Genomic DNA, 25,786 nt, shown 5'->3' with positions numbered 1-25,786 from the left:
CCGGAGGAAAAGGACGCGGACTCCCACCGAGGCCGGGCACTGCGACTCCTGCTCCCGGCGCTGCGCGAACTCGCGGGCTGAACCAGACATGGCAACCCAAAAGACTCACGGCCCCGATGCCGACCGTCGTGCGTGCTTTGGATTGTTATGGCGCTCCAAAGCACTCACGAGTCGCTACCGGCCGCGGAACTCGGGCTTGCGCTTCTCCGCGAAGGCCCGGGGGCCTTCCTTGGCGTCTTCGCTGCCGAAGACCGCCATGCCGAGGCGGGCGTCCACCTTGAACGCTTCGTTTTCCGGCATGCCTTCGGTTTCCCGCATCGTGCGGAGGATCGCCTGCACCGCGAGCGGGCCGTTGGCGGTGATGAGTTCGGCCAGTTCCAGGGCCTTGTCGAGGGCTTGGCCGTCCGGGACGACGTGGCCGATCAGGCCCAGTTCCTTGGCTTCCGGGGCGAAGATGTGCCTGCCGGTCAGGAGGATGTCGGCCGCGACCGTGTACGGGATCTGGCGCGGCAGGCGGACCGCCGAGCCGCCCAGCGGGAACAGGCCCCAGCGAGCCTCCGACACGCCGAACCGCGCGCTCTCGCCCGCCACCCGGATGTCGGTCGCCTGGAGGATCTCCGTGCCACCCGCCACCGCGGGCCCTTCCACCGCCGCGATCAGCGGCTTCGTCAGCCGCCTTCCCTTGAGCAGCGGTTCGATCACCGACATGTCCATGCCGCGGGCGGTGTCGCCGGGATGCGCCTGCGTCATCGCCTTCAGGTCCGCGCCGGCGCAGAACGCGCCGCCTGCGCCGGTCAGCACGCACGCCCGGATGTCGTCGTCGCCGTCGACCTCGTCCCAGGCCTGCCGCATGATCTCCAGCATCGGCCCGGACAGCGCGTTGCGGACCTCGGGCCGGTTCATCGTCACGACGAGCACCGCGCCGCGCCGCTCGACCAGGCAGTGGGGTTGTTCGACGACCTCGGTTGTCGACGTCATGGGAACCTTTCCGGTCGGTGTTGGGAATCGGCTCGCCGGATCACCCGGTTGGACGCAGGAGGAACCTGCCGAGCGGCAAGCCGGGTCACGCTCCGCGAGCGGATGTCCCGGCTGCAGAACGTGACGTCGATTCGGCTTTTCGGGTTCTTGCCCAGAACGATAACACGTTCTATTTTCTCTGAGGTGGCTTACAACATCGCAGATCTTTTTGAGCACGCCGTCGATCTGGTGCCAGATCGCGTCGCCGTGATCTGCGGCGAGCGGCGGCTGACCTTCGCGCAGCTGGACCGGCGGGCAAACCGGCTCGCGCACCACCTAACGGCCCGCGGCCTCGGGCCGGGCTCCCACATCGGGGTCTACTCCCGGAATTCCATCGAGGCACTGGAAACCATGCTCGCGGCGTACAAGATCCGCGCGGTGCCCATCAACATCAACTTCCGCTACGTGCCGAACGAACTGCGCTACATCTTCGGCAACGCCGACCTCACCGCGCTGGTGCACGAGCGCCGCTACAGCGACAACGTGGCCAAGGTCCGGCCGGATTTCCCGGAACTGCACGAGGTTCTCGTCATCGAAGACGGCACCGACGCCGACTACGCCGGGTACGGCGGCGTCGAGTACGAGTCGGTGCTGGCCGGCCGATCGGACGAACGGGACTTCCCGGAGCGCAGCGCCGACGACCTCTACCTGCTCTACACCGGCGGCACCACCGGCATGCCCAAGGGCGTGATGTGGCGCCACGAGGACGTCTGGCGGGTGCTCGGCGGCGGCATCGACTTCATGACCGGCGAGGCGATGCGCGACGAGTGGCAGCAGGCCCGCGCCGGCGCCGAGAGCGGCGGCCTGATCCGGCTGCCCGCCGCGCCGTTCATCCACGGCGCCGCGCAGTGGGCCAGCTTCGGCAACCTCTTCGCTTGCAGCGCAGTGGTTTTCGTCCCGCAGTTCGACGCGCACGAGGTGTGGCGGACGATCGAGCGTGAGCAGGTCCACGTGCTGGCGATCGTGGGCGATGCGATGGCCCGGCCGCTCATCGAGGCGTTCCACGAGGGCGGCTACGACGCCTCGTCGCTGCTGGCGATCTCCAGCAGCGCGGCGCTGTTCTCGCCATCGGTGCAGCGCCAGTACCTCGACGCGCTGCCCAACGTGGTGATCACCGACTCGATCGGCTCGTCGGAGACCGGGTTCAGCGGCATCGGCGTCATCGGCCGCGAGAGCGGGCAGACCGGCGGCCCGCGGGTCAACGCGGATGCCGACACCACGGTGATCAGGGACGACGGGAGCTTCGCGGATCCCGGCGAGATCGGCTGGCTGGCGCGCAGCGGGCACGTGCCACTCGGCTACTACAAGGACGAGGAGAAGTCGCGGTCGGTGTTCGTCGAGATCGACGGCAACCGCTACGTCGTCCCGGGCGACTACGCGCGGATCGAGGACGACGGCACCGTGACGATGCTCGGGCGCGGCTCGGTGTCGATCAACACCGGAGGTGAGAAGGTCTTCCCGGAGGAGGTCGAGGCCGCGCTCAAGTCGCATCCCGACGTGTTCGACGCACTGGTCGTCGGCGTGCCCGACGAGCGGCTCGGCCAGCGGGTCGCGGCCGTGGTGCAGCCGAGGGCCGGCGTGGCACCGGGCCTTGCGGATCTCGATGCGCACGTCCGGGAGTGGATCGCCGGCTACAAAGTGCCGCGCAGCCTGTGGCTGGTGGACCAGGTCATCCGCTCGCCCAGCGGAAAACCCGACTACACCTGGGCGAAGCGGCACACCGAGACGCACGAGCCGGCCGACGCGCGCGAGCCGTCGCGGCGCGAGACCGCCACCGAACCGAGCTGAGGACTCGGAGTCGAACTTGGCTTCTGTCCTTGTCTTCGAAGCGGCGCAGCCGCTTAGCCCACCTATGCAACTTGCACCGCCGCGGGTTCTCAGACTGTGCCCGCCCTGCTGGGCTACTGGGCGAGGCCAGTCCCCGATGCCGCGTATTTGGTCATACGTAAGTCGGGATCCCACAGCCAGGCGGCGGCCGTAACTCCCGCCGGGGGGCCGCTCCCCGCACCGCCACGCAAAACGAGTTCGGAGACAAGAACCAATGCGAACGAAGACCTGCGACACCTTGGGCATCGAGCATCCTATTGTCGGCTTCACGCCGTCTGAGCACGTTGCGGCGGCGATCAGCCGGGCCGGTGGGATGGGCGTGCTCGGCTGCGTCCGGTTCAACGACGCCGACGAACTGGACGCCGTGCTCGACTGGATGGACGACAACACCGACGGCAGGCCCTACGGCGTGGATGTCGTGATGCCCGCGAAGATCCCCACCGAGGGCGCGGCCGTCGACCTGCAGGCCCTGATCCCGCCGGAGCACCGGGAGTTCGTGCAGCGGACGCTCGACGAGCTCGGCGTGCCGGAGCTCGCGGACGGGGAGCAGCAGGCGGACGGCGTGCTGGGCTGGCTGCATTCGGTCGCTCGGTCCCATGTGGACGTCGCGCTGCGGCATCCCATCCGGCTGATCGCCAACGCACTCGGCTCGCCGCCGGTGGACGTCATCCGACAGGCCCACGAGCACGACGTGCTGGTCGCCGCGCTGGCGGGGAAGGCCGAGCACGCCCGTCGTCACGTCGACAACGGCGTGGACATCGTCGTGGCGCAAGGGCACGAGGCCGGTGGGCACACCGGCGAGATCGCCACGATGGTGCTGGTGCCGGAGATCGTCGACGCCGTCGGCGACCGGGCTCCGGTGCTGGCGGCCGGTGGCATCGGGTCCGGGCGCCAGGTCGCGGCGGCGCTAGCGCTCGGCGCCGGCGGCGCGTGGCTGGGCTCGTACTGGCTGACCACCAGCGAATACCGGCAGATGCCGGGCAACGCGGCGACGCAGCAGGCGCTGCTGGCGGCGGGTTCCAGCGACACGGTGCGCTCCCGGATCTACACCGGGAAACCGGCCCGGCTGCTCAAGACCCGCTGGACGGACTCGTGGGCGGCCGACGACGCCCCCGAACCGCTGCCGATGCCGCTGCAGAACATCCTGGTCAGCGAGGCGCACCAGCGCATCATGCGTTCCGGCGATCCGGACGTGGTCTCGATGCCGGTGGGCCAGATCGTCGGCCGGATGAACGAGATCCGCCCGGTCGCCGACGTCATGGCGGATCTCCTCGCCGAACTCGACGAGACCATAGCCGCCCTCAACAAGCTCCGCTGAGAGCCTGATTCCAGGCTCGTTTTGCATGGCGGTGCAAGTAGCGGCCCCCTGCGGGAGTTACAGATGCCGTCTGGACTGTGGGATCCCCGATTTCCGTATGTCCAATACGCGGCTTCGGGGCTGTCCTCGCCAGACGACATCTGAGAACCCGCGGCGGTGCCGGTTGCGAGGGCTAAGCGGCTGCGCCGCTTCAAAAAACAAAAGCGCCACATCTAAAGCAGCCGCTGAACCTCAGGAATCGCGGCGCAGCACCCAGAAACCCTCGCTCGAGTTCACGATCTGGAAGCTGGCCCCGCCGTATTCCCTGGCGTAGTCGCGCATCTCGGCGGCCGTCTTGTCCGGCTCGTAGACGGCGACGTAGTCCGGGACGAACCCTTCGGTGTTGCCGGGGAAGAAGACCCGGCAGCGGTCGGTGAGGTGCGCGATCGTGGCGTTGTTGGCCACGACCGACGCGCCGTCCGGGATCTCGGCGAGCACGCGCGCCGCGGCGGCCGGATCCTGCTCGAAGCGTTCGTCGTTGCTCTTGGTGAGCTGCGCTATCGGCAGCGTGACGCTGAGCGCCACCGCCGCTGCCAGGACGAGCCCCGGCAGGTGCGAGGCGTAGCCCCGCAACCAGGACGGATGGGTCGCGCGCAGCCGGGCGATCGCGTCGACCATCGCGAGGGTGACGATCGGCATCAGCACGGCGTTGTAGTGCCAGTCCGTGCTCCAGTAGTGCTCCTCCACGGACGCGAACCGCCAGCCGAGCGTCGGGAGGATGGCCAGGAGCAGCGGCGAGCGGAGCGCGATCAGCCCCGTCGTCGGAACCAGGATCCACAGGGTGGTGCTGAACTTGTCGCCCACGCCCTCCAGCAGCGAGGCGGGGAACCCGGTGTCGCCGGAGATCTTGTCCCAGTACCGGTAGGCGCCCGTCGGGCTGAACGACGGGATGAGCAGCAGCGTGATGCAGGCCCAGATGACGGCGAACAGAACTGCGCTCGCCACTGCGACCCGGGCGAATCGCTTGTCGTGCCTGGCGCACCACGCGAGCACCAGCGCCATCGCCGCCGCGGTGAGCGCGAGATCGTCCTTGACCAGCACGAGCGGCGCGATGAGCGCGAGCGCGCGCCACCACCGCTGCGACAGCATGGCTTCGAGGGCGAAGGCGACGAGCGGGACGGCGAAGCAGATCTCGTGGAAGTCGAAGTCGACGGCCCGCTGCACGCCCCAGGACAGGCCGTACGCGACGCCCACGGCCCACCCCCTGGTGCCGCCGAGCAGGCGGGTGGCGGCGCGGGTGACCGGCACGATCGAGAGCGCGAACAGGGCCGCCTGCGCGACGAGCAGCGTCTGGGCGGAGGGGAACAGGAAGTACAGCGGCGCGAGCAGGACCAGCACGGGGCTGAAGTGGTCGCCGAAGATGACGAACCCGGGTCCCAGCAGGTCCGCGACCGGCACCCGGCCCTCGGCGTAGGAGCGCACGACCTGCTCGAAGATGCCGAGGTCGAACGACATCGACGCGTAACTGGTGTAGCGCGACAGCGACAGCCAGGCGTAGCAGCCGAAGAACGCCGCCCACAGCAGGAACAGGACCGCCTGGTTCGACACCGCGCGGCGGCCGGGGCTCGCGGCGGTGGTGGGAACGGCGGTGGTGGTGCTCATCGGGACTCCGTCGAGGTCGGGGTGCTGGAGGTCGTCGGCTGGATCGAGGTGGACGGAAACGGGGAGCTCGCCGACGTGACCGGTGCGGTGAGCGACGGCGCCGGGCCGGCGGGAACCACGGGCTGCTGCTCGCGGCCGTCCGTCGCCACCGTGACCGCGACGGTGATCGCGACCACGGCCGCCGCGCCGGTGACTCCGGAGGCGAGCTGCTGTCGCCGCAGCCGCCTGCCGCCGCGCTTGGTGATCTCGCGCGCAGACAGCGGCGACGCGTGCTGCTCGGCTTCGGCGGCGGCGCGGCGGAATGCCGCGCGCACCTGGTCATCCGCCGCGCCGGCGGGCTCGAAGTGGTGGTCAGACACCGTGATCCTCCCCGCGCAACATGTCGCCCGCCCGCGCCGCCACCGCGGCCCTGCCCCGTGCCAGGTGGGTCTTCACGGTTCCGCTGGACATCCCGGCCTCCTCGGCGATCTGCGCGACGGACAGGTCGCAGACGTAGTGCAACGCCATCACGAGCCGCTGCCTCGGCGGTAGCTGCCGCAGGATCGCGGACAGCGCGAGGAGCCCTCCCGGGTCAGGCTCGTCCGCGACGGCCGGGCGCTGGCCGGCGAGCCGGGCCCACGCCTGCGTCGCGCGCTTGGCGCGGTGCCACCGGCTGATGGCCACCCGGGTGGCGGTGACGCGCACCCACGCCTCCGGCGCGCCGTCGCGGAGCAGCGCGCCCCGGTGCGCCCACGCCCGCGCGAATGCCTCGTGCACCACGTCCTGGGCTTCGTGGACGTCGCCGGTGACCAGGCACAGCTGACCGATCAGCCGCCTGGCCGACAGCGCGTAGAACTCCTCGAACTCTTCGACCGTCAAGACTCGCGTAACCCCCGTGCGGTGTCCCTCATAAACCCTCTACTCGGCTAGGACGTTTCGGGTTGACATCGCACGAGATTTTCTCGCCCCGATGTGACCACCCTCACTTCGCCGGTGCTCTCCCGGTGCGGAATTCCACTTCGGGCAGCGGATTCGCCGGGAGCGCGGCTATCAGCGGGGCTCGACGAGGGCTTGCAGCAGGTCACGCAGGGTTTGCTGCTGTGCCGCGGAGAGCGGGGTCAGCGGGGACTGGGTGCTCAGGCGCTTGAGCACGGTGGTCCGGCTGCGCCGGCCGGCCGGGGTGAGCACGATCTGCTTGGCGCGCCGGTCGGTCGGGTGCGGGCGGCGCTCGATCAGGCCCTGCTGTTCGAGCCGGTCCAGCACGAACGTGGCGTTCGAGGCCTCGCAGGACATCCTCGCGGCCAGCTCGCGCGCCGTGATCGGCTCGGACAGCTCGCGGAGCGCGACGACCTGCGACGCCGTCAGGCCCAGCTCCTCGGCGACGCGGCGCACGTGGACGTCGAGGGTCTGCGCGAACTGGTGCACCAGCTTGCACACGTCCCGGTCGATCTGACTGCCCGCCGACGGATCCCTGGCCATGCCCCGAGTCTAGCGGCGATGATTCGAACTGTGGTAGTTCTAATTCACATCATATGAGTTCGAACTAGTGGAGGTTTCGTGCCGCTTCCCGTCCTGTCCCTGATGTTGGTCGTTTTCGGCTTCACCACAGGGGAATTCGTGATCGCGGGCATCCTGCCGGACGTGGCCGCCGACCTGTCGGTGTCGCTTCCCGCAGCGGGCCTGCTGGTGACCGCCTACGCGCTGGGCATGATCGTCGGGGGACCGGCGGTCACCGTCCTGACCGCGCGGCTGGCCCGCAAGCCGCTCATCGTCGGCCTCATCGCCGTGTCCCTCGCCGGGAACCTCGGCTCGGCGGTGGCGCCGAACTACCCGGTGCTCCTGGTGGCGCGGTTCGTCGCGGGCCTGGTCGTGGCCACGTTCTTCGCCGTCGCGATCGCCACCGCCGTCTCGATGGCTCCGGCGAACAAGCAGGCCTCGACCGTGGCGAAGGTGGCCCTCGGCATGAACCTGGGCATCATCCTCGGCACGCCGATCGGCACCTTCATCGGCCACGGCTTCGGCTGGCGGGCGACGTTCGCGGCGGTCGCCGCGCTCATCGTCGTCGCCCTGCTGCTGGTGCTGCGCTTCGTGCCGGCCCAGCCCGCGGTCGCCACCGGCCCGGTCCTCGCCGAGCTGCGCGTGTTCGCGCGCCGCGACGTCCAGCTGGCGATCGGCCTCACCGCCGTGGGCAACGTGGGCGTCGTGACCGTCTTCTCCTTCATCACCCCGCTGCTCACCGACGTCAGCGGCTTCGGTGCCGGTGCGGTCCCGGTGTTGTTGCTGGTCTACGGCGCGGGCGCGGTCGTCGGGAACTTCCTCGGCGGGTGGCTGGCGGACAAGGCCCTGATGCCCTCGTTAGCCGGCCTGCTCGCCGTGCTGGCCGGTGCTTTGGCGCTGTTCTGGCTCGTCGGCGGCATGCAGGTGCCTGCCGCGGTGCTGACGTTCGTAGTCGGCGTGCTGGCCTTCGCGATCATCCCGGGCATGCAGACCCGTGTGCTGGCCGCGGCCGGTTCCGCGCCCACGCTGGCGGTGGCGGTCAACGCCGCGGGCTTCCAGGTCGCCGCCGCGTTCGCCGGGTGGTTGGGCGGACAGGTCATCAGCAGCGGGCTCGGCCTGCGGTCGATCTACCTCGTCGGCGCACTGCTCACGGTGGCGGGCCTGGGCATCGCGGGCTACCTGCTGCACCGCGACCGCCGGCCGGCCCACCGCTCCTGACGCCGAGAGACGAGGAATTTCCCATGGATGGCAAGAAGTTGAGTGGCAAGGTCGCGCTGGTGACCGGCGGATCGCGCGGTATCGGGGCGGCGACCGCCCGGGCGCTGGCGGCCGACGGTGCGACGGTGGCAATCAGCTATGCCACGTCCGGCGATCGGGCCGGGGAAGTGGTCGCGGAGCTCGACGGGGCCGCCGCGTACCGGGCTGATCAGGGTGATCCGGGGCAGGTGACCGATCTCGTCGAAGCCGTGGCCGCCGACTTCGGGCGGCTGGACATCCTGGTGAACAACGCCGCGAGCTTCGTCCCCGGCCGGGTCGACGCCGACGCCGATCCGGCCGCCCTGGAACGCCAGTTCGCCGTCAACGTCGGTGGAGTCACCGCGGCCATCCGGGCCGCCGCGCGGACGATGGGCGAAGGCGGGCGGATCATCACCGTCGGCTCCATGCAGGCCACCCGCGCCGGGTTCCCGGGCGTCGCCGACTACGTGTCGACGAAGGCCGCGATCACCGGCTACAGCAAGGGCACCGCCCGGGACCTGGGGCCGCGCGGCATCACCGTCAACGTCGTCCAGCCCGGCTCGGTGGCGACCGAGATGAACCCCGACGAAGGGCCGTTCGCCGACGTCCAGCGCTCGGCGAACGCGTTGGGCCGGTTCGGCGGGCCGGCGGAGGTCGCGGCGGCCATCGCGTTCCTGGCCGGGCCCGGCGCGTCGTTCATCACCGGCGCGGTCCTCGACGTCGACGGCGGCTACCTGGCCTGATCGGAGGCCGGGGAATAGCGGGTGTTCGAGCGGTGCCAGATCGGGTCCGGGGTTTCGCGGCCCTCTGCGGCGAGTTGGCGCTTGACGACTTTGAAGGTCGCCGTGCGGGGGAGTTCCGCCGCCAGGCGGACGTAGCGGGGCCACTGCTTGGGGCCGAGATCGGGTTGGGCGGCGAGGAAGTCGCCGAGGGTAGCGGGATCGAACTCCGGCGTCGCGACCAGCGCGGCCATCACCTGGTCGCCCACCCGCGGATCCGGGATGCCGTACACGGCTGCCTCGGTGATCTCGTTGTGGCGCAACAGGATTCGCTCGATCGGCGCGGTGCCCAGGTTCTCGCCGTCCACCCGCAGCCAGTCGGCCGAGCGGCCCGCGAAGTGGCAGAAGCCGTCCGCGTCCAGGTAGGCGAGATCGCCGCTCCAGTACATGCCGTCGCGCATCCGCTCCGCGTCGGCCTCCGGGGCGTTGTAGTAGCCCGCGAACCAGCCCGAACCCGCGGTGTTGACCAGCTCGCCGATCGCCTCGCCGGGATTCAGCAGGCGGCCGTCGGCGGAGAATTCGGCCTGGGAACAGGGTTTTCCGGTGTCCGGGTGGAGTACTGCGACGCCGTCCGGGAGCCGGCCCAGCGCGCCGGTCGGCGTGTCGGGCGTGCGGGCCACCGCGATGCCGCCCTCGGTGGAGCCGAAGCCGTCGACGACGCGGCAGCCGAACCGTTCGGCGAACCGGGCCAGATCCCGTTCATTGCCCTCGTTGCCGTACACCACGCGCAGCGGGTTCTCGGTGTCGTCCGGCCGTTCCGGCGTGGCGAGGATGTGCGACAGCGGTTTGCCCACGTAGTTGGCGTAGGTCGCGCCGAAGCGCCGCACGTCGGGCAGGAAGCCGGAGGCCGAGAAGCGGCGGCGCAGCGCGATGCCCGCCCCGGCGGCCAGGCCGACGGCCCAGCCCGCCATCAGGGCGTTCGAGTGGAACAGCGGCATCGACACGTAGGCCACGTCGTCGCCGGTCAGGTCGAACCGGTCGGCCAGCATCCGGCCGGGCGCGGCGATCTTGCCGTGCGTGCAGCGGACCGCCTTCGGCTCGCCGCCGGTGCCGGAGGTGAACACCAGCACGAGCAGGTCATCGGGCGTCGCGGGCACGGGATCGACCTCGCTCCCGGCGTGCTCGGCGAGCAGCGCCTGCCACGACGGCTCGTCGACGACCAGCAGCTTCGCCGCCCCGAGGTCGAGGCCGTCCAGCAGTTCCGCGTGTGCGCTGTCGGTGACGATCAGCTGGCAGTCCGCCAGCCGGACATCGCGCGCCAGCGCCGCCCCGCGCCGCGTCGGGTTCAGGCCCACGATCACCGCGCCGGACAGGGCCGCTCCGCCGAGGAGGAACGCGAACTCCGGGACGTTGCCGAGCAGGACGCCGACGTGGAACGGGCCAGGGCGGCGCAGGGATTCCAGCAGCGAGGCGTACTGGGCGCAGATGTGCACCTTCGAGGACCACGACCAGGCGCGGTCCTCGAACCGCAGCCCGCAGCCGTCGTCGTCGGCGCGGGCGAGCAGGAGCTCGGTCACCGTCGGCGTCATGTCAGACCGCCAGCGCGTCGCCGAGCCGGCCCAGCTGCTCGGCCGCGCCGCCGAAGGAGAACTCGTTGCGCTTGGCCGCGACGAAGTAGCGGTGCAGCGGGTGGTCGACGTCGATGCCGACGCCGCCGTGCACGTGGACCGCGGTGTGCGCCACCCGGTGCCCGGCGTCGGCGGCCCAGAACTTCGCGGTGGCCACCTCCGTCTCGCACGGCAGCCCCTCGTCGACCCGCCATGCCGCCTGCCACAGCGTCAGCCGCGCGGCCTCCACGTCGATGAACGCGTCCGCCAGTCGCTGCGCGACGGCCTGGAAGCTGCCGATCGGCCGCCCGAACTGCACGCGTTCGCGGGAGTATTCGGCGGTCAGCTCCAACGCCCGCTCGACGACGCCGACCTGGTGGGCGCAGCTGCCGATGGTGGCCCGGGTGATCAGCCAGTCCAGCACCGCCGAATCCTCGCCCAGCAACCGGTCGTCGCCGACCCGCACGCCGTCCAGCTCCAGCCACGCTTCGCTGTCGGCGTCCACGATGCGCTGCCTTTCGACCGACAGTTGCGCGGGCTCGACGAGGAACACCCTCGGTCCGTCCGATGTGGACGCCGGAATCAGCACGAGATCGGCGACCATGCCGGCCGGGACCGTGGTCTTCGTGCCGGTGAGCACCCAATCGTCGCCGTCGCGCTCGGCGCGGCAGGCGGGACGGCGCGGGTCGGGGTTGTGCTCCTCGGTGAGCGCGGCGGTCAGCACCAGCTCGCCGTTGGCCGCCGGAACGCCCCAGCGCTGCTGCTGATCGGGATCGCCGAAGCGGGCCAACGCCGCCGTGGCCGTGGTGATCGAGGCGAGGTAGGGCACCGGCGCGACCGCGCGGCCCAGCTCGATCAGCACGGAACACTGCTCCAGCAGACCGAAACCGCCGCCGCCGACGGAACTCGGCAAGGCGGCCGAAAGCACCTCGGCCTGCGCCAACTGCGTCCACAGTGCACGGTCGAATCGGTCCGGTTCGCGCTCGACCTCGCGCAGCCGCTCGTTGGTCACGCGATCGTCGAGAATCTCCCTGGTCAGCCCGCCCAGATCGAGCTGGGCCTCGGTGCACGAGAAGTCCATGAACCCTCCCTCTGGGGCCTTGTCACGGCTATCGGCTCGTGAGCGATCACTCCGGTTCTTACCGGAGTTACTGCTCACGACTGTGGTGAGCGGTTCGTGAGCGATGGTTCCGGTTCTTACCGGAGTGATCGCTCACGACTAGCGCTTCGCTGGGGGCAGGCCGAGGCCTACCGCCGCGACTATGTCTCGTTGCACCTCGTTGGTTCCGCCGCCGAAGGTCAGGATCAGCGACGAGCGGTGCATTCGTTCGATCCGGCCGCGCAGCGCCGCGCCCCGGGAGCCCTGCCGCACGTACGCGGCGCTGCCGAGCACCTCCATCAGCAGGCGGTATGCCTCGGTGGCGAACTCCGTGCCGTACACCTTGGTCGCCGACGCCGTGGCCGGTGCGGGTTGCCGCTCCGCGGTCGTGGCGATCTTCCAGTTCACCAGCTTGAGGAACTCCGCCCCGGCGTGCACGCGCGCCAGGTGTCGCCGCACCCACTCCTGGTCCAGCACCCGGCGCCCGTCGGTGAGCCGCGTTTCCCGCGCCCACTCCAGCACCTCGTCCAGCGCCAGCCGCAGCGGGGCGGCGGAGGTGAGCGCGACGCGCTCGTGGTTGAGTTGGTTGGTGATCAGCGGCCATCCCTCGTTCTCGGCGCCCACCAGCGCGGAAGTCGGCACGCGCAGATCCTGGTAGTAGGTGGCGCTGGTGGACGGCCCGGCGACGGTGTGCACCGGCGTCCAGGAGAAGCCGGGCGCGGCCGTGGGCACGATGAGGATGCTCAGGCCGCGGTGCTTCTTCGCGTCGCGGTCGGTCCGGCAGGCCAGCCACACGTAGTCCGCGTACTGGATGAGGCTGGTCCACATCTTCTGGCCGTTGATCACGTAATCCTCGCCGTCGCGTTCGGCGGTGGTGCGCAGCGAGGCGAGGTCGGTGCCCGCCTCCGGCTCGGAGTAGCCGATCGCGAAGTGGATTTCGCCGGAGGCGATCTTAGGCAGGTAGTGCGATTTCTGCTCGGCGGTGCCGAAGCGCATGATGGTCGGCGCGATGCTGTTGAGCGTCAGGAACGGAACCGGGGCGCCGGCGATCGCGGCCTCGTCGGTGAAGATCAGCTGGTCCAGCATGCTCCGGTTCTGTCCGCCGTACTCCTCCGGCCAGCCCAGCGCGAGCCAGCCGTCGGCGCCCATCTGCCGGACCAGCTGCTTGTAGGCGGCGCCGTCGCCGTAGTCGCCGTGCGAGGTCAGTTCGTCGCGGAGCTCCGGTGTCATGAGCTTGCCGAAGTAGCGGCGCAGCTCCTTGCGCAGCTGCTCCTGCTCGGGCGTGTAGGCGATGCGCATGCATCCCTCCTGCGTCGACGGGAGAGCGTGTGGAACATGTTTCACCAACCATAGTCCGAATGTGGCGAAGCGGTCGACATGTCGGGCTGCCACGAGTGGATTTTCGCGAGTGCCGAGCGATGACCGGTCGCAGAAACCGGTTCTATGGTGACGCGACATTCGGATCGGCCCCCGAATGGAGCAGTCACCGGGGGTCGAGTGGCTCGTTGTGCGGGCTGGATGACCGATCGGTGCGGCTCGGGCGCCAGGTCTCCATGAATCGGTAGAACTGGTTGCAATGGTTGATACCGGCACATTCGGCGAATATTCCGGGATCTGTTCGATGGCTCTTGCTTGCGAGTGAGAACACGTTCTAATGTGTCTTGGATAACAGTGCGCGCGATCTCGGTGAGGTGACCAACCGGTGAAGGCAGCGGTGCTCAAGCGGATCGGTCGGCGCGGGTGGCGGCCCCCTGCGGGAGTTGCTGCGGTCTTCTCGCTGTGGGATCCCCGCATCATGAAGGCCAAGTCGGGGCTGTCCTCGCTGGGAGAACCCCAGAGGGGTGGGCACCGTGAACCCGCGGCGGTGCGAGCTGGGTCCTACACCGCAAGCGGCTGGCGCCGCTTGTTCGAAGATCGACTGAGCCTGGAGGCGCAGTGAGCTTGGACGGGAAAGTCGCGGTCGTCACCGGAGCGGGCGCGGGGCTCGGTCGCGCGGAGGCGCTGGCCCTGGCTCGCGCCGGTGCGAACGTCGTGGTCAACGACGTTTCCGAAGGCGCGGCCGAGGTGGTGGCCGAGATCGAGGAGCTCGGCGCCAAGGCCGCGGCGGTCGCCGGGGACATCTCCGACGGCGCCGTCGCCCGCGAGCTGGTCGGCACCGCGGTGCAGCGCTTCGGCGGATTGCACGTGGTGGTGAACAACGCGGGCGTGTTGCGGGACCGGATGCTGTTCAAGATGACCGAGCAGGAGTGGGACGACGTGATCCGCGTCCACCTGCGCGGCCATTTCCTGTTGTCCCGCAACGCCGCCGCGCACTGGCGGGACGAGTACAAGCAGACCGGATCGACCTACGGCAGCGTGATCAACACCGCTTCGGAGGCGTTCCTGCTCGGCTCGGCGGGGCAGCCGAACTACGCGGCGGCCAAGGCGGGCATCGCGGCGCTGACCGTGTCCACGGCGCGCGCGCTGGGACGCATGGGCGTGCGGGCGAACGCCATTTGCCCGCGTGCGCGCACGGCGATGACGGAGGAAGTCTTCGGCCCGGCACCGGAAACCGGCGTCGACCCGCTGTCCACCGAGCACGTCGCACCGCTGGTCGCCTACCTGGCCGGTCCCGCCGCGCAGGCGATCAACGGCCAGGTCTTCGTGGTGCACAGCGGGATGATCGCGCTGATGGCGGCGCCCGTCGTCGAGCAGCGCTTCGACACCGGCGGTCCGCTGTGGACGGAGGACGAGCTGGCCGGCACAGTCGGCGCCTACTTCGCGCAGCGCGACCCGGAACGCAACTTCGCCAGCACCGAGCTGCTTTCCCTGCCCTAGCCATACCCACAGCCAAGAGAGTCCCCAGGCGAGGAGGAGCCAGATGGCCCTGACCGTGCGGCAGCATCTCGACGCCGCGGCGCTCAAAGACGGATTGCTGCTGGTCGACGGCCAGTGGCGGCAGGCCCGCGCGGGCCGGGCCTGGACGCACCACCACCCGGCGACCGGCGAGGCGGTCGGCGACTTCGCCGTCGCCGATGCCGACGACGTCGACGACGCGGTCCGCGCCGCGCGCCGGGCGTTCGACGAAAGCCCGTGGCCGACGATCCGAGCCGGTGAGCGCGTGCGGCTGCTGCGCCGCTGCGCGGATCTGCTGCGGGAGAACGCCGACGACCTGCGGGCCCGCCAGGCACTCGACAACAGCGTGCCGCTGTCGTTCGGCACCGTCTACGCCGGATCGGTGGACGTCGCGGCCGACGTGTTCGACCACCATGCCGGGTGGATCGACAAGGCCGGTGGCGACACACTGCCGCCGTACCAGGGCGGCGACCACCTGGCGATGACCTTCCGCGAGCCGGTCGGCGTGGTGGCCGCGGTGCTGCCGTGGAACGCGCCGTTCCTGCTGTTCGCGCAGAAGCTCGCGCCCGCGCTGGCCGCCGGCTGCACCGTGGTGCTCAAGCCCTCGGAGTACGCGACGTTCAGCGTGCTGCGGATGGTGGAACTGCTGCAGGAAGCCGGAATTCCGGATGGCGTGGTCAACGTCGTCACCGGCCCCGGCGACCCGACCGGCGAGGCGCTGATCACGCATCCGCAGGTGGACAAGGTGAGCTTCACCGGCAGCCGCGACGTGGGCCGCCGCATCGTCGAGGCCTCGGCGGGCACCATGAAGCGGGTGTCGCTGGAACTGGGCGGCAAGAGCCCGGCCATCGTCTTCCCGGACGCCGACGTGGGCCTGGCGGGCATGACCGCGATGGGCATGGTCACGCTCGGGCTCTCCGGGCAAGCCTGCGTCGCGCACACCCGCGCGCTCGTGCACCGGGACGCCTACGACGAGTTCGTCGGCGCCGCCGAGCTGATCGCCGGCTCGGTCACCTACGGCGACCCGTTCGACCAGGGCGTGCTGTCCAGCCCGCTGATCAACCAGCGGCAGCTGGACCGCGTGCTGGGCTTCATCGACAAGGGCCGCGAGGAGGGCGCGCGGCTGGTCACCGGCGGCGGGCGGCCGGACGGCGACCTCAGCGCCGGGAATTTCGTGCAGCCGACGATCTTCGCCGACGTCGACAACGCGATGACCGTCGCGCAGCAGGAGATCTTCGGCCCAGTGCTGACGGTCGTGCCGTTCACCGACGAGGACGAGGCGGTGCGGATGGCCAACGACTCTGAGTACGGCCTCGGCGCCGGCGTGTACACATCGGACGTTCGGCGGGCGTTCCGGGTCGCCAAGCAGATCCGCACCGGCACGGTCGGGATCAACGGTTTCCAGGTGGAGCCGCACCTGCCCTTCGGCGGCTACAAGCAGTCCGGGCTCGGCCGGGAGGGCGGACGCTCCTCGTTCGAGGCCTACACCGAGCTCAAGACCGTGCTGCTGCCGCTCACCGACGAGTTGATGTGACATGCGGTTAGCGGACAAGGTCGCGATCGTCACCGGCGCCGCGCGCGGGCAGGGCGCGGCGACGGCGCGCCGCTTCGTCGCCGAGGGCGCGCAGGTGCTGCTGGCGGACGTGGCCGATGAGGCGGGCAAGGAGCTGGCCGACGAGCTCGGCCCGGCCGCGGTGTACCAGCACCTCGACGTCGGCTCGGAGGACGACTGGGTCGACGCGGTTCGGGCGGCTCGCGAGCTCGGGCGGGTCGATGTGCTGGTGAACAACGCCGGGGTGCTGCACTTCTCGGAGCTCGCGGACACCAGCCTGGCCGACTACGAGCGGGTCATCCGGGTCAATCAGATCGGCACGTTCCTGGGCATGCGGGAGGTGATCCCGGCGATGCGCGAGACGGGCGGCTCGATCATCAACGTGTCCTCTGTGGAGGGTCTGGGCGGCATGCCGCTGCTGGTGGCGTATGCGGCCAGCAAGTTCGCCATTCGCGGCATGACCAAGGTGGCCGCGATGGAACTCGGCAAGCTCGGCATCCGGGTCAACTCGGTGCATCCCGGGGCGATCGACACCCAGATGATCACCGAAGCGGCGGGCGGCCCGGTCCCGATGGACCACGTCGGCAAGCGCGTCGCGCTGGGCCGCGTCGGGCAGCCGGAGGAGATCGCGGCCCTCGCGGTCTTCCTGGCCAGCGACGAGAGCTCCTACTGCACCGGCTCGGAGTTCACGGCCGACGGCGGCGCGACGGCAACGCACGCACTGGCCTGATCGTGGAGGGCGCCTGCTCGGAAGGCGCCCTCCACACCAGGCGGAAATCCGGATCAGCGTGGATCGGGAGGTGAGCTGGTGGCAGTGCGGAGTGCTGGGGCGTTCGTGCAGGTCGGGCGGATGGCCACGCTGGGCTGGGAGGTGCTGCGGGCCGTGCCGCGGCGGCCCTTCCAGGTCCGGGAGTGCATCCAGCAGGCCTGGTTCTTCGCCAGCGTCACGATCCTGCCGACCGCGCTGGTGGCGATCCCGTTCGGCGCCGTCATCGCGATGCAGCTCGGGTCGCTGACGCAGCAGATCGGGGCCCAGTCGTTCACCGGTGCCGCCAGCGCGCTGGCCATCCTGCAGCAGGCCAGCCCGCTGATCACCGCGCTGCTGGTGGCCGGGGCCGGCGGATCGGCGATGTGCGCCGACATCGGGGCGCGGACCATCCGCGAGGAGATCGACGCGCTGGAAGTGCTCGGGATCTCGCCGATCCAGCGGCTGATCGTGCCCCGGGTCATCGGCGCCGTGCTGGTCGCCCTGCTGCTCAACGGGATGGTCAGCGTCGTCGGCGTGCTCGGCGGCTACTTCTTCAACGTCATCCTGCAGGGCGGGACGCCCGGCGCGTACCTGGCCAGCTTCAACGCGCTCGCGCAGCTGCCCGACCTGTGGATCAGCGAGTTCAAGGCGCTGCTCTACGGGTTCGTCGCCGGCATCGTCGCCGCCTACCGAGGCCTCAACCCGGCCGGCGGGCCGAAGGGCGTGGGCGACGCGGTCAACCAGGCCGTGGTGATCACGTTCCTGCTGCTGTTCCTGATCAACCTGGTGCTCACCGGGATCTACCTGCAAATCGTGCCCCCGAAGGGATTGTGAGCCGATGGCCGTCGTCGACCCGGTCGCCGCACCGCTGCGGCGGCGGATCACCCGCGGGCCCGGCGACGCGCTCGCCGAACTGGGCTGGCAGCTGTCGTTCTACCTGCGCGCCCTCGCCCTCGCGCCCGTCGCGCTGCGCCGCTACTACCGCGAAACCGCCCGGCTGCTCACCGAGGTCGTGTTCGGCAGCGGCGCGCTGGCCGTCATCGGCGGCACGCTCGGCGTGATGATCGGCATGACCGTCGCGACCGGCGCGATCGTCGGCCTGCAGGGCTATTCCTCGCTGAACCAGCTCGGCACCTCGGCGCTGACCGGGTTCGTCGCCGCCTACTTCGACACCCGCGAGGTCGCGCCGCTGTCGGCTGGCCTGGCGCTGTCGGCGACCGTCGGCTGCGGATTCACCGCGCAGCTGGGCGCGATGCGGATCTCCGACGAGATCGACGCCCTGGAGGTGATGGGCGTGCGGACGCTGCCGTACCTGGTGACCAGCCGGGTGCTGGCCGGCGTCGCGGCGGTCATCCCGCTGTACGTGGTGGGGCTGCTCGGCTCGTACTTCGCGTCCCGGCAGATCACCGTGTGGTTCTACGGCCAGTCCGCAGGCACCTACGACCACTACTTCCACCTGTTCCTGCCGCCGGAGGACGTCTTGTGGTCCTTCGGCAAGGTGATCGTGTTCAGCATCGCGGTGATCCTGACGCACTGCTACTACGGCTACACCGCGCGCGGCGGCCCGGCGGGCGTCGGCGTCGCGGTGGGCCGCGCGGTGCGCACGTCGATCGTGCTGGTCGCGGTGCTGGACTTCTTCCTCAGCTTGGCCATCTGGGGCTCCACCACGACGGTTCGGATCTCGGGATGAGGGGCGCGCGGAGCAGGCGCCGCTACCAGGCGCTCGGAGTCGTCTTCCTGGTCGCGGTCGGGATGTTCGTCGCGGGCACGATCGCCATGTACCGCAAGGCGTTCACGCCGGTCGTGGCGGTCAGCCTGGAAACCGACCGGGTCGGCAACCAGATGCGAGTGGGCGCCGACGTCAAGGCGCGCGGCGTGGTGGTCGGCGAGGTGCGCGACGTGCGCGCCGCGGGCGACCACGCGGTGCTGGACCTGGCGCTGCGGCCGGACCAGGCGGAGCTGATCCCGGCGAGCGCGTCGGCCCGGCTGCTGCCCAAGACGCTGTTCGGGGAGCGCTACGTTTCGCTGTACATCCCGGAGAACGCGGGCTCGCGGGCGCTGGCCTCCGGCGACGTCATCCCGCAGGACCGCAGCGGATCGGCGATCGAGATCGAGAAGGTGCTCGGCGATCTGCTGCCGGTTCTGCAAGCGGTGCAACCGGAAAAGCTCTCGACGACGCTGACCGCGGTGTCGCAGGCGCTCGACGGCCGCGGCGAGCAGCTCGGCGACACGCTGGTGCAGCTGGACGGCTACCTGGAGCGGCTGAACCCGTCGCTGCCGAAGCTGGAGTCGGTCATCGCGCGCATCGACGACGTGGCCGACACCTACGCCGAGGCCGCGCCCGACCTGGCGCAGGCGCTCGACGACCTGACCACCACCAGCAAGACCATCGCCGAGCAGCGGCAAGCGCTGAACACCATGCTGGGCACCGTCACCGGCAGCGCGAACGACATGAACCGGTTCCTGGCGCTGAACAAGGACAACCTGATCAACCTCACCGGCACATCGAGGTCCACATTGGAACTTCTCGCCGAATACGCCCCGGAATACCCCTGCATGCTCAAGCAGTTCGCGGACTCGATCCCGAACGCCGAGCGATCCTTCGGCAAGGGCACCGAGAACCCGGAGATCGCCAAGTTCACCATCGAGATCACCGGCAGCCGAGGCAAGTACCTGCCGGGCGTGGACACGCCGAAGTACCTGGACCAGCGCGGGCCGCGCTGCTACCCGTGGGTCGAGGCGCCGGACACCTTCCCGCAGTACCCGCCGGGCGGGCCGGTGCAGGACGGTTCCGTATTCCCGGAGCCGCCGCGCGACCGCGACGAAGTGTTCCCGTGGAAGCAGAAACCGGCGTCCACCACGTCGCAGTCGGTGGCGAACACGCCCGCCGAGCGGGACCTGCTGTCGACGCTGCTGGCGCCGCAGATGGGCGTGCCGCGCTCGGAGGTGCCGGGCTGGAGCGGGCTGCTGGTCGGGCCGGTCTACCGCGGGGCGGAGGTGACGGTGCGATGAGGTCGATCGCCGCGCCGCTGGTCAAGCTGCTGATCTTCGCGGCGGTCACGATCATGCTCACCGGGGTGCTCGCGATGACCATCGCGGCCTCCACCTCCGGCTCCGCCGAGTCCTACCGCGCGCGGTTCGCCGACGCCTCCGGCCTGGACGTCGGCGACGACGTGCGGATGGCGGGCGTGAAGGTCGGCCGGGTGACCGGGCTGGAGGTCGTCGACGGCAAGCACGCCCTGGTGCGCTTCGACCTCGACGACGACCGGCGCCTCCCGCGCGACGCCGCCGCGACCGTGAAGTTCCGCAACCTCGCAGGCCAGCGCTACCTGGCGCTGGACGCGGCGCTGCGCGATCCGGCGGCGGTGCTGCCGCCGGGCGGCGAGATCCCGCTGGAGCGGACCCATCCGGCGCTGAACCTCACCGCGCTGTTCAACGGGTTCAAGCCGCTGTTCCAGGCGCTTTCGCCGCAGGACGTCAACCAGCTCTCGGGCGAGATCGTCCAGGTGCTGCAGGGCGAGGCAGGCACGGTGGACAGCCTGCTCGCCCACACCGCGTCGCTGACCTCCACGCTCGCCCGCAAGGACGAGGTGATCGGCCAGGTCATCGACAACCTCAACGCGGTGCTGAGCACCGTCAACGCCCGCGGCCCGCAGCTGGGCGAGCTGATCACCTCGATGCAGCAGCTGACCAGCGGATTCGCCCAGCAGCGGCAGCCGGTCGGAGAGGCCGTCACCGCGCTCGGCGAGCTCTCCAACACCACCGCCGGCCTGCTGGAGGAGGCGCGGCCGCCGCTGCAGAGCAGCATCGGCGAGCTGAACCGGGTCGCCGGCGTCCTCAACGCCGAGCAGCCGAAGCTGGAGCGCGACCTGCAGACCATCCCGGAGCGGCTGAACGCGTTGACCAGGACCGTCAGCTACGGCAGCTGGTTCAACTTCTACCTGTGCCGGATCTCGGGCACGGTCGGGATCTCCGAGCTCAACATCACGATCCCGATCATGCCGCTGCCGGCCTCGGAGATGCCGGAGAGGTGCAAGCCGTCATGAAGCCGTTGCGGGAGCGGAACCAGGCGGTCGTCGGCCTGGTCGCCGTCGTGCTCATCACCTGCGCCACGCTGGGCGCGTTCTTCGCCAAGGACCTGCCGGTGATCGGCGGCGGCACCACCTACGAGGCCTACTTCTCCGAGTCGGCCGGGCTCGCGTCCGGCAACGACGTGCAGATCGCCGGGGTCAAGTCCGGCGAGGTCACCGACGTGTCGCTGGCGGGCAACCGGGTGCTGGTCGCGTTCCGCGTCGAAGGCGCGCAGATCGGCGACCGCAGCCGGGCGAGCATCGAGATCAAGACGCTGCTCGGCGAGAAGTACCTGGCGCTGCAACCGGAAGGCGCCGAGGAACTCGCGGAGCCGATACCGGTGGAGCGGACCGCGGCGCCGTTCGACATCCCGGACGCGCTGGACCAGCTCACCCGCACCGCGGATCAGGTCGACACCCAGCAGCTCGCGCAGAGCTTCCGCGTCCTGTCGGACACCTTCCGCGGCGCGCCGCAGCACATGGGCCAGGCCATCGACGGGCTTTCGCAGCTGTCGCAGACCATCGCCTCGCGCGACCAGCAGCTCGGCGAGCTGCTGCGCAACACCAGCGGCGTGAGCAAGATCGTCGCCGACCGCAACGTGCAGGTGCAGCGGCTCATCTCCGACGGGAACCTGCTGCTGACCGAGCTGCAACACCGCCGGGAGGCGATTTCGACGCTGCTGGCCGGAACCCAGCGGCTCTCCGACGAACTGCGCGGCCTGGTCGCCGACAACCAGCAGCAGTTGCGGCCGACGCTCGACCAGCTCAACCAGCTGACGGAGATGCTGCAGCGGAACCAGGACAACCTGGGCCGCGTCGTGGCGGCGATGGCGCCTTACGTGCGCGGCTTCAACAACACCGTGGGCAACGGCCGGTGGTTCGACGGCTACCTGTGCGGGCTGTTCCCGCCCGCGATCAACGCCGGGCCGCTGCAGACGAACACGACGTCCTGCGAGATCCCGGTGCCGACGCGGCCCGTCGGAGGTGGCTGATGTCCAAAGTGGTCGGAATCGGATGCGCGCTGGCGCTGCTCGTCAGCGCGGGACTGTGGTGGCTGTTCACCGATCCGGGCAAGCAGATCACCGCGTACTTCGATCGCGCCGTAGGGGTTTACGCCGGATCCAGCGTGCGGGTGCTGGGCGTCGAGGTGGGCAGGATCGACGGCGTCGTGCCGCAGGGCGACGTGGTGCGGGTGGACATGCACGTCGACGACGGCGTGCAGATCCCGGCCGACGTGAAGGCCGTGGTGGTCGCGCCGAGCCTGGTCAGCGACCGGTACGTGCAGCTCACCCCGGCCTATTCCGGTGGCACGGAACTCGTTTCGGGCGCCGTGCTGGCCAAGGACCGCACCGCGACGCCGGCCGAACTCGACGACCTCTACCGCAGCGCCAACGCGCTCTCGCAGGCCCTCGGGCCGGACGGCGCGAACAGCACCGGAGCGCTATCCGACGTGCTGTCCACCTCGGCCGCCGCGCTGGAGGGCAACGGCAAGGACCTCAACGCCACGGTGAAGCAACTCGGCGACCTCGCCGGAACCCTTCAGGAGAACCAGGACGACCTGTTCGCCACGGTCGACAACTTGAACACCTTCACCGCGACGCTCGCGTCCAGCGACCGGCAGATCCAGGAGTTCTACGGGCGGGTCGACGACGTCACCGGGTTCCTGGCCGGCGAGCAGGAGCAGATGGGCGCCTCGCTGAATTCGCTGGCCATCGCGCTCGACGACGTCTCCCGGTTCGTCCGCGACAACCGGGAACTCATGGCGTCCAATGTGGACAACCTGACCGGCGTGACGCAGCAGCTGGTGGACCAGCGCGAGGCGCTGGCGGAGGTGCTCGACGTCGCACCGCTGGGCGCGACGAACTTCATCAACTCCTACGACGCGGCTTCCGGCAGCGTCACGGTGCGCGGCCACCTCAACGAACTCACCCACCCGCCGGTGCTCATGGTGTGCAAGCTGATCCAGCACAGCATGCCCGAGCCGGTGCCGCAGGGCCTCAAGGACGCCTGCGACAAGCTGGCGCCGTACCTCGACGGCAAGCTGCAACTGCCGTCGATCGGCGAAACCATGCACCACCTGCAGCAGGGCGAACTGCCGCCGCTGCCGCTGGTGGATGCCGCCCGGCAGGAGGGACCGCGATGAAACGGCTGGTTCCGGTGCTGCTGGCGTCGCTGCTGGTTTCCGGTTGCGGCGCCGCGGGATTCACCGGGCTCTACAACGCCCCGCTGCCCGGCGGCGCTGAGCTGGGCTCGAACCCGTACCAGGTGACCGTGCACTTCGCCGACGTGCTCGACCTGGTGCCGCAGTCCAGCGTGAAGGTCAACGACGTCGCCGTCGGGCGGGTGGAGCGGATCGAGCTGAGCCCCGACAACACCACCGCGCTGGTGCACCTGGCGGTCAACGGCGACGTCCGGCTGCCCGCCAACGCCGGCGCCCAGCTGCGGCAGTCGAGCCTGCTGGGGGAGAAGTTCGTCGAGCTCGCGGCGCCATCCGGCGCGGCCGAGGGCGCGCTGGCCGACGGCGCGGTGATCCCGCTGGAGCGCACCAACCGCAACCCGCAGGTCGAAGAGGTGCTGGGCGCGCTGTCGATGCTGCTCAACGGCGGCGGCGTGGCGCAGCTGCAGGACATCGTGCGCGAGCTCAACGGCGCGTTCACCGGCAACGAGGCGGAAATCCGTTCGCTGCTGGGAAATCTCAACGAGACCGTCACCCGCCTGGACGGGCAGAAGGAGAACATCACGCGCGCCATCGACGGCCTCAACCGGCTTTCGTCGACGTTGCGCGGGCAGACCGATCAGATCGCGGGCGCGATCGACGGCCTGGGCCCCGGCCTGCGGACCCTGGAGGAGCAGCGCGGTCAGCTCGTCACCATGCTGCAGTCGCTGGACCAGCTCTCCGGCGTGGCGGTGCAAACCGTCGACCGCAGCAAGGACGACATGGTCGCCGACCTGCAGGCGTTGTCCCCCACGTTGCAGAAGCTCGCCGAGACCGGCGACGCGCTGCCGGACGCGATCGCCTACCTGGCGACTTACCCGTTCCCGGAGTACGTCATGAAGCCGCTCAAGGGCGACTTCGTCAACGCGGACGTGCGGTTCGACCTGGACCTGAGCACCATCATGGAGAACCTCACCCGCTCCTCCGGCCCGCTGATTCCGCTCCCCGGCCTCAGCGACGCTGGCCAGCCGGGCCTCCGGCTGCCACCGCCGGCACCGGCCCTGCCGCCGCTGCCGATCCCGGCGCCGCAGTCGAATCCGGTGCCGCAGTCGATCCCGGCCCCGATCCAGTTGGGAGGACGCTGATGTTCGCGCGGAAGATCAAGATCCGGCTGGGGCTGTTCCTGGTGCTGGCGGTCGTCGGCATCGGCTACGCGGGCTGGCAGTACGCCGGGCTGGACCGGTACTTCGGCGGCAGCGGCTACACCGCGACGGTGCGGATGGCGGACTCGGGCGGGCTGTTCACCAACTCCGAGGTGACCTACCGCGGGGTCGCGGTCGGCCGCGTCACCGAGATGCGGCTCACCGACGCGGGCATCGACGTCGACCTGCACATCGACGACGCCGCGCCACCGATCCCGGCCGACACCCGGGCCGCGGTGGCCAACCGCTCGGCGGTGGGGGAGCAGTACCTCGACCTGCGCCCGGAGCGCGACGGCGGCCCGTACCTGGCGGCGGGATCGGTGATCGAGCAGGAGCGCACCGAGGTGCCGCTGGCGCCGGAATCGCTGCTGGTCGACCTGGACCGGCTGGTGGGCAGCGTGCCGGTCGACGACCTGCGCACGGTCGTCGACGAGGTCGGCACGGCGTTCGACGGCACCGGCGGCCACCTGCAACGCATGCTGGACGCGACCAGTTCGGTGACGGCGGCCGCCAACCAGCACCTGCCGCAGACCACCGGGCTGCTGGCCAACAGCGACGTCGTGCTGCGCACCCAGCAGCAGCAGTCGGAGCAGATCGTGTCGTTCAGCAGCGGGCTTCGGGAGATCTCCGGGCGGCTGAAGGAATCCGACCCGGATCTGCGGCGGATCATCAACGGCGCGCCCGCGGCGAGCCAGGAGGTCGACGCGCTGCTGCAGAGCGCGGGCACGGATTTCGGCGTGGTGGTGGCGAACATGCTGACCACGATGCAGATCACGGATGTGCGCGGCCCGGCGATGGAGCAGATGCTGGTGGCGCTGCCGGTGATCTCGGCGTTCTCCCACACGCTGTCGCCGGACGGCACGGGACACCTCGGCCTGGTGCTGAACTTCTTCAACCCGATCGCCTGCACCAGGGGCTACGAGGGCACGCCCCGCCGCCCGGGAAACGAAACGGCGCCGGGCCCGACGAACGAAGACCTGCGCTGCGCGGAACCCCCGGGAAGCGTGATCAGCGTCCGAGGCTCCCAAAACGCCCCAAGAGCACCAATCCCAGACCCGGTCGCCCCACCACCCCCATTCGACCGCTGATCGCCCCCGTGCGTACTTTGTGTCGCTATAGAGGCTGTTTTGGATGTCGTGGTGTGAGGTGTGGTAGCGCGGGGTTTTGTCTTTGAAGCGGCGCAGCCGCTTAGTAGGGCTTTGTTAGTTCGTCATGGTGGTTGTTGGTGGCAGGTGGGGCATCGGCCTGTCCAGGTGGCCAGGAGTACCTGGAGTGTTTGGAGGA

General features: G+C 70.2%; 23 protein-coding genes. 15 read left to right on the top strand and 8 right to left on the bottom strand.

Annotated features, from left to right (window positions below; translation table 11 throughout):
• Window positions 1–174 precede the first annotated feature (174 nt).
• Window positions 175–978: a crotonase/enoyl-CoA hydratase family protein gene (locus tag AB0I53_RS35270; RefSeq protein WP_358612882.1), complete on the bottom strand. Its 804-nt coding sequence runs from the start codon at window positions 976–978 to the stop codon at window positions 175–177.
• A gap of 183 nt (window positions 979–1,161) precedes the next feature.
• Between AB0I53_RS35270 and AB0I53_RS35265 the strand changes: the two genes are divergently transcribed.
• Together AB0I53_RS35265 and AB0I53_RS35260 are read left to right on the top strand one after the other, a co-directional pair.
• Window positions 1,162–2,805, top strand: a complete 1,644-nt coding sequence (locus tag AB0I53_RS35265; protein WP_358612880.1) for an acyl-CoA synthetase — start codon at window positions 1,162–1,164, stop codon at window positions 2,803–2,805.
• Window positions 2,806–3,058: 253 nt separating this feature from the next.
• Window positions 3,059–4,162, top strand: coding sequence for a nitronate monooxygenase (locus AB0I53_RS35260; protein WP_358612878.1), 1,104 nt, complete (start codon window positions 3,059–3,061; stop codon window positions 4,160–4,162).
• 231 nt (window positions 4,163–4,393) lie between these two features.
• On the opposite strand, the gene AB0I53_RS35255 is transcribed toward AB0I53_RS35260, so the two are convergent.
• From AB0I53_RS35255 to AB0I53_RS35240, 4 genes are all read right to left on the bottom strand, one after another.
• Complete coding sequence (locus tag AB0I53_RS35255; protein WP_358612876.1) at window positions 4,394–5,803, bottom strand: DUF2079 domain-containing protein; 1,410 nt, start codon at window positions 5,801–5,803, stop codon at window positions 4,394–4,396.
• The gene (locus tag AB0I53_RS35250; RefSeq protein WP_358612874.1) at window positions 5,800–6,162 is read right to left on the bottom strand and encodes a hypothetical protein; all 363 of its coding nucleotides are present in this window, start codon (window positions 6,160–6,162) and stop codon (window positions 5,800–5,802) included. The genes AB0I53_RS35255 and AB0I53_RS35250 overlap by 4 nt, the downstream gene beginning before the upstream one ends.
• Window positions 6,155–6,661, bottom strand: coding sequence for a SigE family RNA polymerase sigma factor (locus AB0I53_RS35245; RefSeq protein WP_358612872.1), 507 nt, complete (start codon window positions 6,659–6,661; stop codon window positions 6,155–6,157). Before AB0I53_RS35245 ends, AB0I53_RS35250 begins: the two co-directional genes overlap by 8 nt.
• A gap of 171 nt (window positions 6,662–6,832) precedes the next feature.
• Window positions 6,833–7,261: a MarR family transcriptional regulator gene (locus AB0I53_RS35240; protein ID WP_358612870.1), complete on the bottom strand. Its 429-nt coding sequence runs from the start codon at window positions 7,259–7,261 to the stop codon at window positions 6,833–6,835.
• Window positions 7,262–7,339: 78 nt separating this feature from the next.
• Between AB0I53_RS35240 and AB0I53_RS35235 the strand changes: the two genes are divergently transcribed.
• Window positions 7,340–8,497 (top strand): MFS transporter, encoded by a 1,158-nt coding sequence (locus AB0I53_RS35235; RefSeq protein ID WP_358612868.1) that lies wholly within the window; start codon window positions 7,340–7,342, stop codon window positions 8,495–8,497.
• A 23-nt stretch (window positions 8,498–8,520) separates the two neighbouring features.
• Window positions 8,521–9,258, top strand: coding sequence for an SDR family oxidoreductase (locus AB0I53_RS35230; protein ID WP_358612866.1), 738 nt, complete (start codon window positions 8,521–8,523; stop codon window positions 9,256–9,258).
• Here the strand turns inward: AB0I53_RS35230 and AB0I53_RS35225 are convergent.
• The 3 genes from AB0I53_RS35225 to AB0I53_RS35215 form a co-directional block, all read right to left on the bottom strand.
• Window positions 9,246–10,823 carry a long-chain-fatty-acid--CoA ligase gene (locus AB0I53_RS35225; RefSeq protein WP_358612864.1) on the bottom strand — a complete coding sequence of 526 codons (1,578 nt, stop codon included), beginning with the start codon at window positions 10,821–10,823 and terminating at the stop codon, window positions 9,246–9,248. The two genes, AB0I53_RS35230 and AB0I53_RS35225, sit on opposite strands and share 13 nt — an antisense overlap.
• 1 nt (window position 10,824) lies before the next feature.
• Complete coding sequence (locus AB0I53_RS35220; RefSeq protein ID WP_358612862.1) at window positions 10,825–11,922, bottom strand: acyl-CoA dehydrogenase family protein; 1,098 nt, start codon at window positions 11,920–11,922, stop codon at window positions 10,825–10,827.
• Window positions 11,923–12,060: 138 nt separating this feature from the next.
• Window positions 12,061–13,239 carry an acyl-CoA dehydrogenase family protein gene (locus AB0I53_RS35215; protein WP_358612860.1) on the bottom strand — a complete coding sequence of 393 codons (1,179 nt, stop codon included), beginning with the start codon at window positions 13,237–13,239 and terminating at the stop codon, window positions 12,061–12,063.
• Window positions 13,240–13,875: 636 nt separating this feature from the next.
• Here AB0I53_RS35215 and AB0I53_RS35210 point away from each other — a divergent pair.
• From AB0I53_RS35210 to AB0I53_RS35160, 11 genes are all read left to right on the top strand, one after another.
• Window positions 13,876–14,757, top strand: a complete 882-nt coding sequence (locus tag AB0I53_RS35210) for a 3-oxoacyl-ACP reductase (RefSeq protein WP_358612858.1) — start codon at window positions 13,876–13,878, stop codon at window positions 14,755–14,757.
• 43 nt (window positions 14,758–14,800) lie between these two features.
• Entirely contained in the window at window positions 14,801–16,309 is a 1,509-nt protein-coding gene (locus tag AB0I53_RS35205; RefSeq protein ID WP_358612856.1) for an aldehyde dehydrogenase family protein, read from the top strand.
• A gap of 1 nt (window position 16,310) precedes the next feature.
• Window positions 16,311–17,057 carry a glucose 1-dehydrogenase gene (locus AB0I53_RS35200; RefSeq protein WP_358612854.1) on the top strand — a complete coding sequence of 249 codons (747 nt, stop codon included), beginning with the start codon at window positions 16,311–16,313 and terminating at the stop codon, window positions 17,055–17,057.
• A gap of 120 nt (window positions 17,058–17,177) precedes the next feature.
• Window positions 17,178–17,909: an ABC transporter permease gene (locus AB0I53_RS35195; RefSeq protein ID WP_358612933.1), complete on the top strand. Its 732-nt coding sequence runs from the start codon at window positions 17,178–17,180 to the stop codon at window positions 17,907–17,909.
• Between the two features lie 4 nt (window positions 17,910–17,913).
• Complete coding sequence (locus AB0I53_RS35190) at window positions 17,914–18,765, top strand: ABC transporter permease (protein WP_358612852.1); 852 nt, start codon at window positions 17,914–17,916, stop codon at window positions 18,763–18,765.
• Entirely contained in the window at window positions 18,762–20,087 is a 1,326-nt protein-coding gene (locus tag AB0I53_RS35185; RefSeq protein WP_358612851.1) for an MCE family protein, read from the top strand. The genes AB0I53_RS35190 and AB0I53_RS35185 overlap by 4 nt, the downstream gene beginning before the upstream one ends.
• A complete protein-coding gene (locus AB0I53_RS35180; protein ID WP_358612849.1) occupies window positions 20,084–21,121 on the top strand; it encodes an MCE family protein in 1,038 nt (345 codons plus the stop codon). The genes AB0I53_RS35185 and AB0I53_RS35180 overlap by 4 nt, the downstream gene beginning before the upstream one ends.
• On the top strand, window positions 21,118–22,137 hold the full coding sequence (locus AB0I53_RS35175) for an MCE family protein (RefSeq protein WP_358612847.1): 1,020 nt from the start codon (window positions 21,118–21,120) through the stop codon (window positions 22,135–22,137). Before AB0I53_RS35180 ends, AB0I53_RS35175 begins: the two co-directional genes overlap by 4 nt.
• Window positions 22,137–23,288, top strand: a complete 1,152-nt coding sequence (locus tag AB0I53_RS35170; RefSeq protein ID WP_358612846.1) for an MCE family protein — start codon at window positions 22,137–22,139, stop codon at window positions 23,286–23,288. The genes AB0I53_RS35175 and AB0I53_RS35170 overlap by 1 nt, the downstream gene beginning before the upstream one ends.
• Complete coding sequence (locus tag AB0I53_RS35165; RefSeq protein WP_358612844.1) at window positions 23,285–24,445, top strand: MCE family protein; 1,161 nt, start codon at window positions 23,285–23,287, stop codon at window positions 24,443–24,445. Before AB0I53_RS35170 ends, AB0I53_RS35165 begins: the two co-directional genes overlap by 4 nt.
• Complete coding sequence (locus tag AB0I53_RS35160) at window positions 24,445–25,590, top strand: MCE family protein (RefSeq protein WP_358612842.1); 1,146 nt, start codon at window positions 24,445–24,447, stop codon at window positions 25,588–25,590. The genes AB0I53_RS35165 and AB0I53_RS35160 overlap by 1 nt, the downstream gene beginning before the upstream one ends.
• Window positions 25,591–25,786 lie beyond the last annotated feature (196 nt).

Source organism: Saccharopolyspora sp. NPDC050389, assembly GCF_040655595.1.
Taxonomy (GTDB): domain Bacteria; phylum Actinomycetota; class Actinomycetes; order Mycobacteriales; family Pseudonocardiaceae; genus Saccharopolyspora.
This window is presented reverse-complemented; position numbering and strand designations above follow the sequence as displayed.